We start from the raw sequence: 15,689 nt of genomic DNA, 5'->3' as shown, positions 1-15,689 counted from the left end.
GGGTTCGTGGCAGATCCCTGGCGCTACGCGACTGACGGTGTCAGCATCGCCGTTCGCGTGACGCCGCGGGGCGGCCGGGACGATATCGACGGGATCGAGACCATGGCCAATGGCCGTTCGGTAGTGAAGGTGCGGGTTCGTGCCATCGCCGAGGGCGGCGAAGCCAACCGCGCCGTGACCGAACTGCTTGCCAAGCGGCTTGGCGTGCCCAAGCGCGATGTGCGCGTGCTGTCCGGCACCACGTCGCGCGTGAAGCAGATCGCGGTCGACGGCGACCCGACGAAACTGGGCGCGATGCTGCGCAGGATCACTGCAGCAACGCCCGACGATACAGACGACAGGACCGACACATGACCGCCAGCATCATCGATGGAAAGATCATTGCCGCCGAATTGCGCGGCCGCGTCGCCGCCGAAGTCGCGCGCGTCAAAGCCGAGCATGGCGTGACGCCTGGCCTCGCCGTAGTGCTGGTCGGCAGCGATCCTGCCAGCGAGGTCTATGTGCGCAGCAAGCACAAGCAGACCCAGGAAGCCGGCATGGCCTCCTTCGAACACAAGCTGCCGGCTGATGTCGCACAGGCCGATCTGATCGCGCTGGTGCAGAAGCTGAATGCCGATCCCACCGTCCACGGCATTCTCGTGCAGCTGCCCCTGCCCAAGGGTCTCGATACCGACGCCGTCGTCAATGCCATCGATCCCGCCAAGGACGTCGACGGCCTGCACCCGACCAATGCCGGACGCCTCGCCAGCGGCATGCCCGCACTGTCCCCCTGCACGCCGCTCGGCTGCATCATCCTGACCAAGAGCGTGCACAAATCACTCGAAGGCATGAATGCCATCGTGATCGGGCGCTCCAATCTGGTCGGCCGTCCCTTGGTGCAATTGCTGCTCAACGAAAACGCCACCGTGACCATCGCGCATTCGAAGTCGCGCGATCTCGCCAAGCTCTGCGCGCAGGCGGATCTGGTCTATGCGGCTGTCGGCCGCCCTGAAATGGTGCGCGGCGACTGGATCAAGCCCGGCGCGACCGTGATCGATGTCGGCATCAATCGCCTGCCCGGCGCAGAGGGCAAGACGCGCCTCGTCGGCGACGTCGCCTATCAGGAAGCGCTGAAGACCGCCGGCGCGATTACGCCGGTGCCCGGCGGCGTAGGTCAGATGACAGTCGCCTGCCTGCTGGTGAACACGCTGCGCGCGGCATGTGCGATCCACAAGCTGGCGGCGCCCGCGGTTTAAAGCGCTCGCTCCGGCCCATCCACGTCATTGCGAGGAGCCTTGCGACGAAGCAATCCAGTTCTTGGCTTTCTGGATTGCTTCGCTGCGCTCGCAATGACGGCTGAGGGGTCGACGCAGAACTCTTACTTCGCCGTATTCTCGATCAACCGTCGATAGAACCGGATCATGTCTGCGTAATTCGCGACGCTCAGCCGTTCGTTGGTGCCGTGAAAACGCTTGAGGTCTTCCGACGTCGCGCGCACCGGCGAGAAGCGGAAGATGTTGTCCGTCACATTCGTATAGTGCCGCGAATCCGTTGCCGCGACCATCAGGCCCGGTGCCACCAGCGCATCCGGGAAAATCTCGCGAATGGTCTGATTGAGCGCGCGATAAGAAGGACTCGCGGTCCCGGTCACCGGGGGCGGATCGGTATTGCCGGGGAACGGCGCGATGGAAATCCTGTCGTTGCTGACCGCGCTGCGCACGTGTTCGGTGACGCTAGCTTGCGTATCGCCGGGCAACAGCCGGAAATTCACCGTGGCCTCCGCATTGCCCGGCAGCACATTGTCCTGCTCGCCGGCCTTGAAGATCGTCAGCGCCGTGGTCGTGCGCACCGTTGCCTCGGTCGGACCGCTCTTCTCGAATTCGCGCAGCAACAGCGGCTTGAACAGCCACAGATTGGACAGTACCACGCGGTTGAAGCCGCTCATTTCCGGCGCGATGGTGTCGAACATCTCGCCGACGGTGCCACGGATCTGCATCGGCAGGCGCTTGTTTTCGAGCTGCGTCAGCGCCGCGCTCATCATGCCGATGGCAGTCTCGCGCGGCGGCATCGACGAGTGACCGGGCGTGCCATGCGCGGTCAGCACCAGCGTCGCATAGCCTTTCTCGGCGACGCCGATCAGCGCCATCGGCTTGTCGAGCCCCTTGAGAATGCCCTCGGTGATCAAAAGGCCTTCATCGAGCACGAAGTCGAGCTTGACGCCACGCGACGTCAGCAGCGCCGCGATCGCCCTTGCGCCGCGGGTGCCGGAGACTTCCTCGTCATGGCCGAAGGCGAAATAGATGGTGCGCTTGGGGCGGAAACCCTGCTTCGCCATCACCTCGGCGGCCTCGAGGATTGAATACAGATTACCCTTGTCGTCCCAGGAGCCACGGCCCCAGATGAAGCCATCGGCGACGACGCCCTTGAACGGCGGTTGCTGCCAGTCTTTCTCGGTGCCCGGTGCGACGGGCACGACATCCTGATGCGCCAGCAGCGCAATCGGCTTCAAGGCAGGATCGCTGCCTTCCCATGTGTAGAGCAGACTGTAGTTGCCGACGAGTTCGCGCTTCGCCACGGCATGGAAGGCCGGAAAGCTCGCCACCAGATGCGCCTGCATCGCGCGCAGCGGTTCGGCGGCCTGATCGGGATTGAGGAAATTGGAGATGGTCGGGAAGCGTATTGCTTCCGCAAGTCGCTCTGCCGCCGCCTGCTCGTTGACCGGCGCTTTCGCCGCCGCGGTCACCTGAAGCTGCCGCGATCCTCCACTGAATGTCTTGACGAGCACGATGCCCGCGAGCAGCAAAACGGCCGCGATGACGATCAGCGCGGCCGTTCGGAGCAGTTTGATCCATCGGCGCATCGGAAGTCCCCTTCTGCTACGCCGGTCTCTGTTACTTGGTCTTGGCGGCCGACTCTTTTGCAGATTTGGCGCGCTCGATCCCTTCGAGGATCAAGCGCTGCGCATCGGCGGCGTCGCCCCAGCGCACCACCTTCACCCACTTGCCGGGCTCGAGATCCTTGTAGTGCTCGAAGAAGTGCTGGATCTGCTGCAGCGTGATTTCGGGCAGGTCGCTGTAGTTCTTCACCTTGTCGTAGCGCTGGGTCAGCTTCGAGGTCGGCACGGCGATGATCTTCTCATCGAGGCCGCCTTCGTCTTCCATCAACAGCACGCCGACGGGACGCACGCTCATCACGGCGCCCGGCACGATGGCGCGGGTGTTGGCGATCAGCACGTCGCAGGGATCGCCGTCGCCGGACAGAGTGTGGGGGATGAAGCCGTAATTGCCCGGGTAACGCATCGGGGTGTAGAGGAAGCGATCGACGAACAGGGCGCCGGATTCCTTGTCCATCTCATATTTGATGGGCTCGCCGCCCACCTGGACCTCGATGACGACGTTCACTTCATGCGGCGCCTTGGCGCCGAGCGGGATTGCGTCAAGACGCATCAAACACTCCAGATTTCATAGGACAGGTTGCGACAGGCGTAGCCGAGCGGGAGCCCGGATTCAACGCCTGCGGGACCAGAAAATCATGAACCGGCTTAATGGCTTAATTCGTCCAGGCGAATGCCACTTTATCGAGCGATTTTGCGCCGAAACGCTCCGAGGAGCGGGCCACCATGCGGCCACCCAGAGCGCGGTAGAACTCCGTGGCGCCCTCATTGTCCGACAGCGCCCAGATCACCATGCTCTTCAGCCCGCTCTGCACGAGGTCGCGCTTGGCGGAGGCGAACAGCCGGCGGCCGAAGCCGAGGCCCTGGAATTCCGGACGCAGGTAAAGTTCGTAGATCTCGCCTTCGAACTGCAGGCTGCGGGCGCGGTTGCGACCGTAATTGGCGTAGCCAGCGACCTTGTCACCGAAGCACAAAACGCTGACGCGGCTGCCCTTGCGGATCGCGGAATCCCACCAGCCGGGACCGCGGCGGTTGATCAGCTTTTCCAATTCGGGGCCCGGGATGAGACCTTGATAGGCCGCGCGCCAGGCTTCGTCATGGGTGGACGCCACCGCGGCTGCATCCGCAGCTTTGGCCGGCCGAACCTCGATCAGGGTTGTGCTCATGGAGGGGATCAAAGCAAGTCGGCGGGCGCTCTTCAAGGTCCATCGTTAATTATCGGTTAACGTGTGGATTTTCAGCATCAGTTTACCGAAAGAGTTGTATCGAAAAAGGACAGAGCTGCATCCAATGCGCGCCGAACGCCATGTTTTCCACTGCTGGCACGTATCGCGCGAGTCGTGTCGCAGTTGCACACGCGTATCGATGTGCACAACTGCATCAATGTGATTCGCGGCGTGTAGAGTTCGACAGGCATTGCGTCCGCACGAAAGTCCCTGAGCGCTCATGAAACACGTCCAAGCGCTTTGCCTGCTGGCTGCATTGCTCGGAAGCGCCGCTACTGCCACAGCCCAGACATCAGGCGCGCAGGCCCCGGAAGAAGCGCCGCATCGCCGGCAGGTCTGGACGGTAGCGTCGCCCGATCCAAATACCAGTTCCCGCGCGGTGCTATTCCGCCCACCCGGCAATGGCCCGTTCCCGCTCGCTGTCATCGCGCATGCCACCACACAGAATGCGCTGCGCCGCGCGCAGATGCCGCAACCGGAATATCGCGCACTGGCCTCCTGGTTCGTTGGGCGTGGCTACGCCGTGCTGGTGCCCGAGCGCCCCGGCCATGGCTTAACCGGCGGGCGTTATCTCGAAGACCAGGGCGGCTGCGACAATGCCGACTATCTCGGCGCCGGCCGCGCCACGGCGGATAGTATCGCCGCAGCGATGACTGACATTCGCAAACAACCCTTCATTCGCAGCGACGGCACGATCGTCGTCGGCCATTCCGCGGGCGGCTGGGGCGCGCTCGCCATGGCCGGCGCCAATCCGCAAGGCGTCAGAGCGATCATTGCCTTTGCCCCCGGACGCGGCGGCCATGCCAATGACCGGCCGAATGACGTCTGCGCGCCGCAGCGCCTGATCGCCGCTGCCGCAACCTTCGGCAAGACGGCGCACGTTCCTGTGATCTGGCTCGTCGCGCGCAATGACAGCTATTTTTCGCCGGCCTTGTCACGCCAACTGGCGGATGCATTCCGCAAGGGCGGCGACAAGGTCGATGCCTACGAACTGCCCAATTTTCGAAGCGAGGGCCACTGGCTTGCGGAAAGCGACGGCGGTGACGACATCTATGGTGCTGCGCTGGACAAGGCTTTGAAGGCCATCACGGCGAGGAAGCGATGACGCGAAAACCTGCGCAACCGGAATGGACACCGCAGTGACCGAGCCCTGGCCCGACGACGACGTCATCCTCTATGACGGCGTCTGTATCTTCTGCTCGCGCTGGATCCAGTTCGTCGCCAAACGCGACACTGATCATCGCTTCCACTTCACCCCGATCCAGTCCGACTATGGCAGCCGCCTCGCCCGCCATTTCGGCATCGATCCCGCCGATCCCGACACCAATGCGGTGATCCATGGCGGCGTGGCTTATGTCAGATCCGATGCGGCGCTGACGGTGCTGTCGACCCTGCCCGGCTGGCAATGGGTGCGCGTGCTGTTCGCCGTGCCGAAGGCGCTGCGCAATCCGGTCTACAGCCTGATCGCAACGAACCGCTATCGCATCTTCGGAAAGACCGAGGCGTGTATCGTGCCGGATGCGGCGATGAGGGCGAGGGTGATGGAGTAAGCGAGCGCCTACGCTTTGCTCTGGTTGCCTGTGGCCAGCACTTCCTTCGCCGCCCGCTCTCCACTCTCCCGCGCCCCATGCGCCGTCGAGAAGAAATTCGGCGATGTCGCTTCGCCGGCAAAGAACAGCCTGCCATCCACCGGCGCCGCGAGGACCGCGCGGGCATCGGCATGGCCGGGCTTCGCCGCCGAATAGGCGCCTTGCGCGAAGCGATCATGTCCCCAGCGGGATTCCGCGAGCGGCGTGAGCTTGCTGCGGATGTCTGAGCCGAGCAGCGCCACGATCTCGTCGATGCTTTGCGCAGCGAGCGCGCCCTCACCGGCGTCTTCCAGTTCGCGTGCGAAACTGCCCCCGAAGAAGCCGGCGATGCAGGGGCGGCCGGACGGGCGCAGATGAAAGCTGCCGACACCGGTGCGCATGGCGGCGCCGCGCAACCCGATATCGGACGGCCACTTCTCCGCATCGGCGAGCGCCAGCATCACCTTGTTGTCCGCGCCGAGCGGCAGGCCGGCGGCGGCCTCGACCTTGCCGGGCAACGGCGGCGTGAAGCGGATATTTTCATTGGCGATGAGATTGGTCGGCACGCAGACGATCACTTTCGCCGCGCCGAGCGTGCCGCGCGACGTCTCGATGCGGATACGCGCACCGGAATGATCGATGAGGGTCACTTCGGTATTCAGCGCCACCGAACATGGCGCGCCATAGGCTGCGATCAGCGCGCCGTAGCCATCGGGCAGGCGCCAGTTGATGTCCGTGTCCTCATAGGCATCCATGTCGTGCAGCGACACATCCTTGAGCTCGAAACCGTTGATATAGGTCGAGACCGCATCGATCATCGGATTCCACGGATTGCCGGGTTCGAGGCAAGTCGCAGCAGGCGCATCGATCTCGTTTTCCGCGGCCTCCTCGGCGCGCTCATAGAACGCGTCGATCGCGGCGAAGAACTCATCGCGCTTCGCCTTCGAGAAGGCGGCATCATAGGCCTGATCGCGCCACGGCGGGCGCGACTGGTCGACGGCGAAGCCGAGCTCTTTCGCGATGCTGACGAAGTCATTCTTGTCGGCGGAGTGCAGCCATTCACAGCCCAGATCGAACGGAATGCCGGGGGTCGCCATGATCGTATGGGCGCGGCCGCCGATCCGGTCGCGCGCTTCCAGCACGATCACGGAGAGCCCGGAACCTTCCAGCATACGCGCGGCGCCGAGGCCGGCAGCGCCGGCTCCGATGATGGCGACATCTACTTCGGAAGGCAGTCTGGTCATCGCGTCGGTATTCACAGCGGATGGGAAACGGGTGACAACGGGATAAAGGCTTGCTTGAATTATTCAAGCCACCGCTGCCCTCGGAGAAGATGCATGACAGCCCCACACGATTTCGAACTCTACGGCTTCTGGCGGACGTCCGCGACCTATCGCGTCCGCGTGGCGCTCAACCTGAAGGGATTGGAAGCGCACGAGCGCGTGATCGACCTCGACAAGGGCGAGCAGCGCGGCGACGCGTTCCTCAAGATCAATCCGCTCGGCGCGATTCCGGCCCTGATCGAGCCCGGCCACCTGCCGCTAACGCAGTCGCTGGCGATCCTGGAATTCCTCGACGAGATCCATCCGACCCCGCCGCTGCTGCCGAGCGATCCACACGGCCGCGCCCGGGTGCGTTCGATCGCCGCGATGCTGGCCGCCGACACCCACCCGCTCATTACGCCGCGTGTGCGGAAATATCTCGCCATCACCGCCGGCTTTGACGATGCCGCAGTTCGCGCCTGGCTGGTGCACTGGTTCACCACGGGCCTCGTCGCCGTGGAGAAGCGCCTCGCCAGCGAGCCCGCCACCGGCCGCTTCTGTCATGGCGACGAGGTGACCATCGCCGACATCTGTCTGCTCAGCATCACCGCAACCATGAAGGTGCTGAAGATCGAGATTGCAGGTATTCCAACCATCAATCGCATCGTCGCCACCTGCGAGGCGATGGAGGCGTTTGCGAAGGCGGATCCGTTGAAGCAGGTGGGAGCGCCGGCAAATTGACTCCGCCCTCATCCTGAGGAGCCGCGCAGCGGCGTCTCGAAGGATGGCCACAAGCGTCGGCGCGACACCAACTCATGGTTCGAGACGGCGCTGCGCGCCTCCTCACCACGAGGGGCGGAGTGAAGGCATCGCACCAAACAAAAATGCCCGGCTCTCGCCGGGCATTTCGTAATCCACTAAAGAATGCGCTTACGCGATCACTTCCTTGGTCTTTTCGGCGCGCTTGCGGTCGTTGGCATCGAGATGCTTCTTGCGCAGGCGGATCGACTTCGGGGTGATCTCGACCAGCTCGTCGCTCTCGATATAGGCCAGCGCCTTTTCAAGGGTCATGCGGATCGGCGGCGTCAAACGCACCGCTTCATCCTTCGAGGTAGTGCGGATGTTGGAGAGCTGCTTGCCCTTGAGAACGTTGAGTTCGAGATCGTTCTCACGGGTGTGCTCGCCGATGATCATGCCCTTGTAGACCTTCCAACCGGGCTCGATCATCATCGGGCCGCGATCTTCCAGCTTGAACATGGCGTAGGCAACCGCTTCGCCCTGGTCGTTGGAGATCAGCACGCCATTACGGCGGCCGGCGATCTCGCCCTTATAGGGCAGGTAGTCGTGGAACAGGCGGTTCATGATCGCGGTACCCTTGGTATCGGTCATGAGTTCGCCCTGATAGCCAATCAGGCCGCGGGTCGGCGCGTAGAACACCAGACGCAGACGGTTGCCGCCCGACGGACGCATCTCGATCATCTCGGCCTTGCGTTCGCTCATCTTCTGAACGACCACGCCGGAGAATTCCTCATCCACGTCGATGACGACTTCCTCGACCGGCTCCAGCGTGTTGCCGTTCTCGTCCTTGGTGAGAACCACGCGCGGACGCGACACCGACAGTTCGAAGCCTTCGCGGCGCATGTTCTCGATCAGGATCGCGAGCTGCAATTCGCCGCGGCCCGACACTTCCATCGCGTCACGGTCGGCGGATTCGACGACCTTGAGCGCGACATTGCCTTCGGCTTCGCGCAACAGGCGATCGCGGATCAGGCGGCTGGTGACCTTGTCGCCTTCGGTGCCGGCGAGCGGCGAGTTGTTGACGATGAAGGACATCGACACGGTCGGCGGATCGATCGGCTGCGCCTGGATCGGAATTTCAACCGACGGATCGCAGAAGGTATCGGCAACAGTGCCCTTCGGCAGGCCGGCGATGGCAACGATGTCGCCAGCTTCGGCGAGTTCCACCGGCTGGCGCTCAAGGCCGCGGAAGGCCAGGATCTTGGTGATACGGCCGGTTTCGACGACCTTGCCGTCACGCGACAGCACCTTGACGGCCTGGTTCGGCTTCACCGAACCAGCCGAGATGCGACCGGTGATGATGCGACCGAGATAGGGGTTGGCTTCCAGGATGGTTCCGAGCATGCGGAACGCACCTTCTTCAACCACCGGCGGCGCGACATGCTTGATGACGAGATCGAACAGCGGCTTCATGCCGACATCATGCGACGCGTCCGGGCTGTCGGCCATCCAGCCGTTGCGGCCCGATCCGTACAGAATCGGGAAATCGAGCTGGTCGTCGGTGGCGTCGAGCGCTGCGAACAGGTCGAACACTTCGTTGACGACTTCGGTGATGCGGGCGTCCTGACGGTCGACCTTGTTGATCGCGACGATCGGCTTGAGGCCGAGCTTCAGCGCCTTGCCGACCACGAACTTGGTCTGCGGCATCGGGCCTTCAGCAGCGTCGACGAGCACGATCACGCCATCGACCATCGACAGGATGCGTTCGACTTCGCCGCCGAAGTCAGCGTGGCCCGGGGTGTCGACGATGTTGATTTGGACTTCATCCCACAGCACCGAGGTGCACTTGGCGAGAATGGTGATGCCGCGCTCTTTTTCGATGTCGTTCGAATCCATCGCGCGTTCCTGGACGCGCTGATTGTCGCGATACGTGCCCGACTGCTGCAGCAGCTTGTCCACGAGAGTGGTTTTGCCGTGGTCAACGTGGGCGATGATAGCAATGTTGCGAAGGTTCATAGGTCTTCTTCTGGTTACGGTCTGGGTGCCCTTGAGCGGGTTCAACAAGACATGCTCGACAACAAAAGGCTTATGCCTTGCGCTCGAGCGCGTTCGATAACTGCCTCGTCTGAAAACGCGCTGGGGCAATCCCTCCAAAAGCAAACCCGGCCAGAAGGGGCCGGGTACTCGGACGCGTTGCGGCGCAATATAGGGGGAAATCGCCGAAAAACAATGCGAATCTGCCAAATGGTTAGCCCAATTTCGGGTCCAGAACCGTGGCCCAAAGGGCCATATCGGCCCGATCCCGCAGGGTAACGGTCATTTGGCCGCTTTGGCCGTCGATTTTGACGTGACCGAAGAACTGCATGCCGGCCGACGGGGGCAAATTCTGCTTATCGGGCCCCGGCGCCTTCACGAAACGGACCTCGGGACCGAAGGTATTGTCGAGCGCCGCCGGCCCGAAAGTTCCGGCGTGAAACGGGCCCGAAACGAACTCCCAGAACGGCTCGAAATCCTGAAACTGCGCCTTTTCCGGATTGTAGTAATGCGCCGCCGTGTAATGCACGTCGGCGGTCAGCCAGACCGTGTTGCGGATACCGGCCGATTTGATGAAGCGCAGAATATCGGCAATTTCCAGCTCGCGGCCCCGCACTGGCCCGTCGCCCTGCGCAAGGGCCTCAGACCCGGTTTTGTCGGCAGCGTTGTCATAGACGACGAGGCCGATCGGCATGTCGGAGGCGATGACCTTCCAGGTCGCCTTCGACGCCATCAGGGCGCGCTTCAGCCAGGCCATCTGCTCCGGGCCGATGAAATACGCATCCGGACCATAGCTCTCCTGCAGATTCGGGCCGTTGGGCCCGCGATAGCTGCGCTCGTCCAGCATGAAGACATCGAGATGCGGGCCGTAATTGAGCGTGCGATAGACGCGGCCAGGCTCCTTCGGATTGACCGAGATCGGATACATCTCGTGAAAGGCACACGCGCCGCGCGCAGCCAGTAGCGTGATGTCGCGCTCCTTGTAAGACGACGGCAACTGCTTCGAGAGCGACCAGTTGTTGGTGACCTCGTGATCGTCCCACTGGCCGAAGATCGGCACCTGCGCATTGAATGCGCGGACATTGTCGTCGAGTAGATTGTATTTGTGCGCGGCGCGGAATTCATCGAGCGTTTCGGCGACCTTCGCCTTCTCCGGCACCGTGATGGTGTTCTTCCAGATCGCGCCGTCAGGCAGTTTCGTTTCAGGCAGGATCGGACCATCGGCGTAGATCGTATCGCCGGAATGGATCAGGAAATCCGGGTTGTGCTTTCGCATGGTGGCATAGGTGACCATGCCGCCATCCTCGGCGTTGATGCCCCAGCCTTGGCCTGCGACATCGCCGCCCCAAACGAAAGACACATCGCGGCGATCCGCTGGCGCGGTGCGGAAGCGACCGATGACCGGCTCGCCGACGATGTCGGTATGCGAGAGATCGCGGAATTTGACGCGATAGAAGATGTCCTGTCCCGCGGGCAGATTGTCGAGCAGCAGCTTCGCCGTGAAATCGGTTTCGGGCAGCGCCGCCATCGGCGGCAACATGCGCGCATTGCTGAAGGATTCGGTGGTGGCGACTTCCACCATCATCTGCGCCGGCCGATCCGCGCGCGACCAGATCATGCCGCTGTTGATCCCGACATCGCCGGACTGAATGCCATGTGACACCACCGGGCGATCGGCGGCGCGGCTGAGATAGGGCATCGCAAGGAAGCTTGCGCCTGCTGCGGCTGAGTGCGCGAGGAAGCGACGACGGGATAAACGTAGTGCCATGGCGAACTCCTGATCCTGGCTCTGGCACCAGTGGCTCTAGGCAGATCGCTTGACGCTGCGATGACAGGTGATGCGCAATATCAACACCTGTCAGCGCACGTTGCGAGTGACTAGCAACTTGATTGACACATTTGGAAATTTCACCTTAACGTGAACGTGACGGTTCCCTTCGGGGATCAAAAGGGAATGCGGTGAGGGGGATCCCCCGATTCCGCGGCTGCCCCCGCAACTGTAAGCGGCGAGCCTGCGCCAAGAGCCACTGGGTGTTCACCTGGGAAGGCGGCGACAGGCAGTGACCCGCGAGCCAGGAGACCTGCCGCCAGTCGTGGTCACACGCGAGCACATTGGGCGGGGTGTCCTGGTGGAAGTCACACTGCCTGTTTGAAAGCGGCGGCGAGACTTGGTTTGCGGTGACGTGCCACGTAACCGCGAGTCCTGTTCATGACCTCCGTTTCTCCCGTCGCGTTGAAGCGACATGCTCCCTTACTTTATTCTGTTGCTCTCTCCTGCTTGTTGTGTCCGAGCGAAAGCTGGTCGCAAACCACACAGTCGAGCCAGACGCTCGATCCTGTCGTCGTTCAGCCGTCGGCGACGCCTCAGCGGGCACGCCGCGCCACGAACGGCAATGCATCGCGCGCTGCGCGCTCGCGGCAACAGCGCAATGTCGCCGCCAATACCGGCGCGCCGGTCGCCACGCCGACAGGCCCCGTCTTCGCGGCACCGACACTCAACCTCACCGGCACGACGTCGACGGGCAGCCGCCTTGGCCTGACGCGCCTGCAGACGCCGGCCAGCGTCGAGGTGATCTCTGCCGAGACCATGGCCGAGCGTGGCCAGCAGAATCTGATTGACGCCGTGACACAGAACGCCACCGGCTTCACCGCAAGCCCGGCGCCGGGCAATGGCAGCATCGCCTTCAACACCCGCGGCTTCACCGGCAACGGCACCGTGATGACTCTGTATGACGGCACACGGCTCTATGTCGGCTCGGGCACGCTGACCTTCCCCTATGATACCTGGTCAGCTGAGCGCGTTGAGGTGCTACGCGGCCCGGCATCGGTGATGTATGGCGAAGGTGCCGTCGGCGGCGCCATCAACGTCATCTCGAAACTGCCGCTTTGGGTGCCGCGCAATCAGGCCGAAATCTCGCTCGACAGCAACATGACCCGGCGCATTGCAGTGGATAGCGGTGGACCGATCAACAAGGATGTCGCCTATCGCATCACCGCGACCGGCAACATGTCGGACGGCTGGGTCGATCGTGACAACACCTCCAATGTCGAAGTGCATGCCGCCGTCCAGATCAAGCAGACCGAAGACATCACCTGGACGATCTCCACGGATTACGGCGATCGCAGCCCGTCGCGCTATTTCGGCACACCGCTGATCAACGGCAAGCTCGATGAATCCCTGCGCTTCAGGAACTACAATGTCGGCGACAGCAGCATCCGCTATCAGGACAGCTGGAACCAGGTAAAGACCGAGTGGCAGGTGACAGACAGCATTACGCTGCGCAACACCCTGTACTACCTGAACAGCCAGCGGCACTGGAAAGACGTCGAGACCTACAACTTCAGCGCCGCAACGGGCCGCATCAATCGCAGCGACTATATCGAGATCTTCCACGACCAGCAGCAGATCGGCGACCGCTTCGACGCGACGTTCCGCGGCCATATCTTTGGCATGACTAACGAATTCGTCGCCGGCTTCGACGTCAACCAGATCGACTTCAAACACACCAACAACTCGCCCTATGGCGGCACGTCGTCGGTGTCGCTCACCGATTTTTTCCCTGGCTCCTTCGCTGCGACAACGACCCAGACGGTTCCAGGCTTCAGCACCACGACCAACCAGTATGGCCTATTCGCCGAGAACCGTCTGTCGATCACGGAACAACTCGCTCTGATCGCTGGGATCCGGCAGGACGAGCCGACTATCAATCGCACCGACTACGTCACCCCCGGTAACAGTTTCGAGAAATCCTTCTCAGCGACCAGCTGGCGCGCCGGAGCGGTCTATACGCCCATCAAGGACCTGGCCTTCTACGGCCAATATTCTACAGCCGTAGATCCGGTTGGCGGACTAGTCTCGCTGGCGGCGACAAACAAGAACTTCGAACTAGCGACAGGTAAGCAGGTCGAGATCGGCGTCAAACAATCGTTCTGGGGTGGCCGCGGCGAGTGGACCTTAGCCGGCTATCAGATCGTCAAAAACAACCTGTTGGCGCGCGATCCGAACTTGCCGTCAATGGTCGTCCAGGTCGGCCAGCAGTCGTCGCGCGGCGTCGAGGCTTCGGTCGGCCTCGCCCTCGACCACGGCTGGCGCATCGATGCCAATACCGCTTTCCTGCGCGCGAAATATGATGACTTCGTGCAGTCAGTTGGCGGCGTTGCGGTGAACTACGCCGGCAACGTGCCGGCCAATGTGCCGCAGAACGTCTCCAACATCTGGGCGACCTGGGCCTTTGCACCGGACTGGTCGGCAAATGTGGGCGTCCAATTCGTCGGCCGCATCTATGCAGATAACGCCAACACGCTCGTGCGTCCTGCCTATCAGGTTGTCAATGCCGGCGTGCAGTGGAAGGCCGACCGCAATACGACGGTGTCGTTCCGAGTCTACAATCTGCTCGACGAGGTCTATGCAACATCGGGCGGCACCAATCAGTGGCTGCTCGGCCTACCGCGCACCGCTCAACTCGCCGTCAATGTAAAGTTCTGAGCGTGCCACGCACACTGACACGAACACTCCGGCGGTGGCTGTATATCGGTCACCGCTGGGTCGGCATCGTCACCTGTCTCTTCTTCGCGATGTGGTTCATCTCGGGCGTGGTGATGATGTATGTCGCGTTTCCCGGCCTCTCCGATAAAGAGCGGCTGGCGGCATTGCCCGATATCGTCTGGGAGAAAGTGGCGCTCTCTCCCGACGAGGCGATGAAGGCTGCCGGTGCCACGCGCTATCCGCGCGAACTGCGATTGAACATGGTTGCCGACGAGCCGGTGTATCGGTTGACTGGCTGGGACGGCAAACGGCAGGCGATCTCCGCCGCCGATGGCCGCGCCATCGCCGAGATCAACGAACAGCAGGCGCTCGCGGTTGCGCGGCACCATCCCGCCAGCAAGTCGCCTCAGCTCGAAGAGATCGTCGATCGCGACCAGTGGAGCGTGACCGCACGCTACGATCCGCTACGCCCATTGTATCTGATCACACTCGGCGACGGCGCCGGTACAAAACTCTACGTCTCCTCACGCTCTGGCGAGATCGCACTCGATACCAACCGCACGGAGCGCGTCTGGAACTGGCTCGGCTCGATCCCGCACTGGATCTATCCGACCGTGTTGCGCAAGGACGGCCCGCTGTGGCGGCTCGTGGTGCTTTGGATCTCCGGCATCTGTTTGATCGTCGGCGTTACCGGAATCTGGATCGGTATTCTGCGCGTTCGCCTGAAGCGACGCTATGCGAACGGCAACATCACGCCCTATCGCGGCTGGATGGCGTGGCATCACGTCACCGGACTGATCGCCGGGCTGTTCGTGCTGACCTGGATGTTCTCGGGCTGGCTATCGCTCGATCCCGGCCGCGTTTTTGCCGACCGCAATACGCCACGTGAGGTATTGCAGCGCTATGCCGGCCACGACGCGCCTAATATCGCTGCGGCCATTCGCGCACCGGCTCATAAGCCCGCGGTCGAAGCGCGCTTCGTATGGATCGACGGCATGCCGCTGATGATCGTCGCGAAGCGCGACGGCACGAAGATGGCGATCAATCCGACAAGCGGCGAAATCGCAATACTGCCGCAAGACCGCCTCTGGAACGCCGCAACAAAGCTGCTTCCAGATTCGCGGATCGAAAACCGGCTAAGCCTCAGAGAATACGACGCTTATTGGTACGCGCATCACAATGACCGCGAGCTGCCGGTGTTGCGCGCCAAATTCGATGACGACGCGCAAACCTGGTTTCACATCAGCCCGGTCACCGGCGACATCCTCGGCCGTATAGACTCAAGCCGGCGCACCTATCGCTGGCTATTCAACGCGCTGCACAGCTTCGATTTTCAGTTGCTGCTGATGTATCGCCCGGCCTGGGACATCGTGGTGTGGCTGCTGTCGATTCTCGGCACCATGGTCTCGGTGAGCGGCGTCGTGATCGGCTGGCGCTATCTCAAGCGCTAAAGCGTTTTCGAGCGAAGTGGTCCCGGTTCGCGTGAAGAAAACGCGTCAAAAC

Annotated in this window: 13 protein-coding genes and 1 riboswitch; of the genes, 7 read left to right on the top strand and 6 right to left on the bottom strand. The window is 62.5% G+C overall.

Annotated elements, in window-relative coordinates:
- Positions 1 to 6: 6 nt before the first annotated feature.
- On the top strand, positions 7 to 354 hold the full coding sequence (locus tag AB8B02_RS25995; protein WP_089266538.1) for a DUF167 domain-containing protein: 348 nt from the start codon (positions 7 to 9) through the stop codon (positions 352 to 354).
- Positions 351 to 1,235: a bifunctional methylenetetrahydrofolate dehydrogenase/methenyltetrahydrofolate cyclohydrolase FolD gene (gene folD / locus AB8B02_RS25990; protein WP_309941145.1), complete on the top strand. Its 885-nt coding sequence runs from the start codon at positions 351 to 353 to the stop codon at positions 1,233 to 1,235. Before AB8B02_RS25995 ends, folD begins: the two co-directional genes overlap by 4 nt.
- Before the next feature lie 122 nt (positions 1,236 to 1,357).
- Here the strand turns inward: folD and AB8B02_RS25985 are convergent, their stop codons facing one another.
- The 3 genes from AB8B02_RS25985 to AB8B02_RS25975 form a co-directional block, all read right to left on the bottom strand.
- The gene (locus AB8B02_RS25985; protein ID WP_439065533.1) at positions 1,358 to 2,839 is read right to left on the bottom strand and encodes a M20 family peptidase; all 1,482 of its coding nucleotides are present in this window, start codon (positions 2,837 to 2,839) and stop codon (positions 1,358 to 1,360) included.
- A 31-nt stretch (positions 2,840 to 2,870) separates the two neighbouring features.
- Positions 2,871 to 3,425, bottom strand: a complete 555-nt coding sequence (ppa, locus tag AB8B02_RS25980) for an inorganic diphosphatase (protein WP_089266533.1) — start codon at positions 3,423 to 3,425, stop codon at positions 2,871 to 2,873.
- A gap of 103 nt (positions 3,426 to 3,528) precedes the next feature.
- Positions 3,529 to 4,038 (bottom strand): GNAT family N-acetyltransferase, encoded by a 510-nt coding sequence (locus AB8B02_RS25975; RefSeq protein WP_068737851.1) that lies wholly within the window; start codon positions 4,036 to 4,038, stop codon positions 3,529 to 3,531.
- Between the two features lie 280 nt (positions 4,039 to 4,318).
- Between AB8B02_RS25975 and AB8B02_RS25970 the strand changes: the two genes are divergently transcribed.
- Positions 4,319 to 5,203: an alpha/beta hydrolase family protein gene (locus tag AB8B02_RS25970; RefSeq protein WP_439065532.1), complete on the top strand. Its 885-nt coding sequence runs from the start codon at positions 4,319 to 4,321 to the stop codon at positions 5,201 to 5,203.
- A gap of 34 nt (positions 5,204 to 5,237) precedes the next feature.
- Positions 5,238 to 5,648 carry a thiol-disulfide oxidoreductase DCC family protein gene (locus tag AB8B02_RS25965; protein ID WP_244528098.1) on the top strand — a complete coding sequence of 137 codons (411 nt, stop codon included), beginning with the start codon at positions 5,238 to 5,240 and terminating at the stop codon, positions 5,646 to 5,648.
- Positions 5,649 to 5,656: 8 nt separating this feature from the next.
- Here AB8B02_RS25965 and AB8B02_RS25960 read toward each other — a convergent pair whose 3' ends face one another.
- Positions 5,657 to 6,910 carry a flavin monoamine oxidase family protein gene (locus tag AB8B02_RS25960; RefSeq protein WP_439065531.1) on the bottom strand — a complete coding sequence of 418 codons (1,254 nt, stop codon included), beginning with the start codon at positions 6,908 to 6,910 and terminating at the stop codon, positions 5,657 to 5,659.
- A gap of 93 nt (positions 6,911 to 7,003) precedes the next feature.
- Between AB8B02_RS25960 and maiA the strand changes: the two genes are divergently transcribed.
- Positions 7,004 to 7,669: a maleylacetoacetate isomerase gene (gene maiA, locus AB8B02_RS25955; protein ID WP_175369476.1), complete on the top strand. Its 666-nt coding sequence runs from the start codon at positions 7,004 to 7,006 to the stop codon at positions 7,667 to 7,669.
- A 189-nt stretch (positions 7,670 to 7,858) separates the two neighbouring features.
- Here maiA and typA read toward each other — a convergent pair whose 3' ends face one another.
- Together typA and AB8B02_RS25945 are read right to left on the bottom strand one after the other, a co-directional pair.
- Positions 7,859 to 9,682: a translational GTPase TypA gene (typA, locus tag AB8B02_RS25950; protein WP_089266528.1), complete on the bottom strand. Its 1,824-nt coding sequence runs from the start codon at positions 9,680 to 9,682 to the stop codon at positions 7,859 to 7,861.
- Between the two features lie 232 nt (positions 9,683 to 9,914).
- Positions 9,915 to 11,468, bottom strand: coding sequence for an alkaline phosphatase D family protein (locus AB8B02_RS25945; protein ID WP_439065530.1), 1,554 nt, complete (start codon positions 11,466 to 11,468; stop codon positions 9,915 to 9,917).
- 143 nt (positions 11,469 to 11,611) lie between these two features.
- Positions 11,612 to 11,803, top strand: a riboswitch (cobalamin riboswitch).
- A 106-nt stretch (positions 11,804 to 11,909) separates the two neighbouring features.
- Here AB8B02_RS25945 and AB8B02_RS25940 point away from each other — a divergent pair.
- A complete protein-coding gene (locus tag AB8B02_RS25940) occupies positions 11,910 to 14,186 on the top strand; it encodes a TonB-dependent receptor (RefSeq protein ID WP_439065529.1) in 2,277 nt (758 codons plus the stop codon).
- A 2-nt stretch (positions 14,187 to 14,188) separates the two neighbouring features.
- On the top strand, positions 14,189 to 15,637 hold the full coding sequence (locus AB8B02_RS25935) for a PepSY domain-containing protein (protein ID WP_439065528.1): 1,449 nt from the start codon (positions 14,189 to 14,191) through the stop codon (positions 15,635 to 15,637).
- Positions 15,638 to 15,689: the final 52 nt, after the last annotated feature.

Source organism: Tardiphaga sp. 862_B3_N4_1, from assembly GCF_051811085.1.
GTDB lineage: Bacteria > Pseudomonadota > Alphaproteobacteria > Rhizobiales > Xanthobacteraceae > Tardiphaga > Tardiphaga robiniae.
Note: the sequence above shows the minus strand (reverse complement) of the source record. Positions and strands in the feature narration are given on the sequence as shown.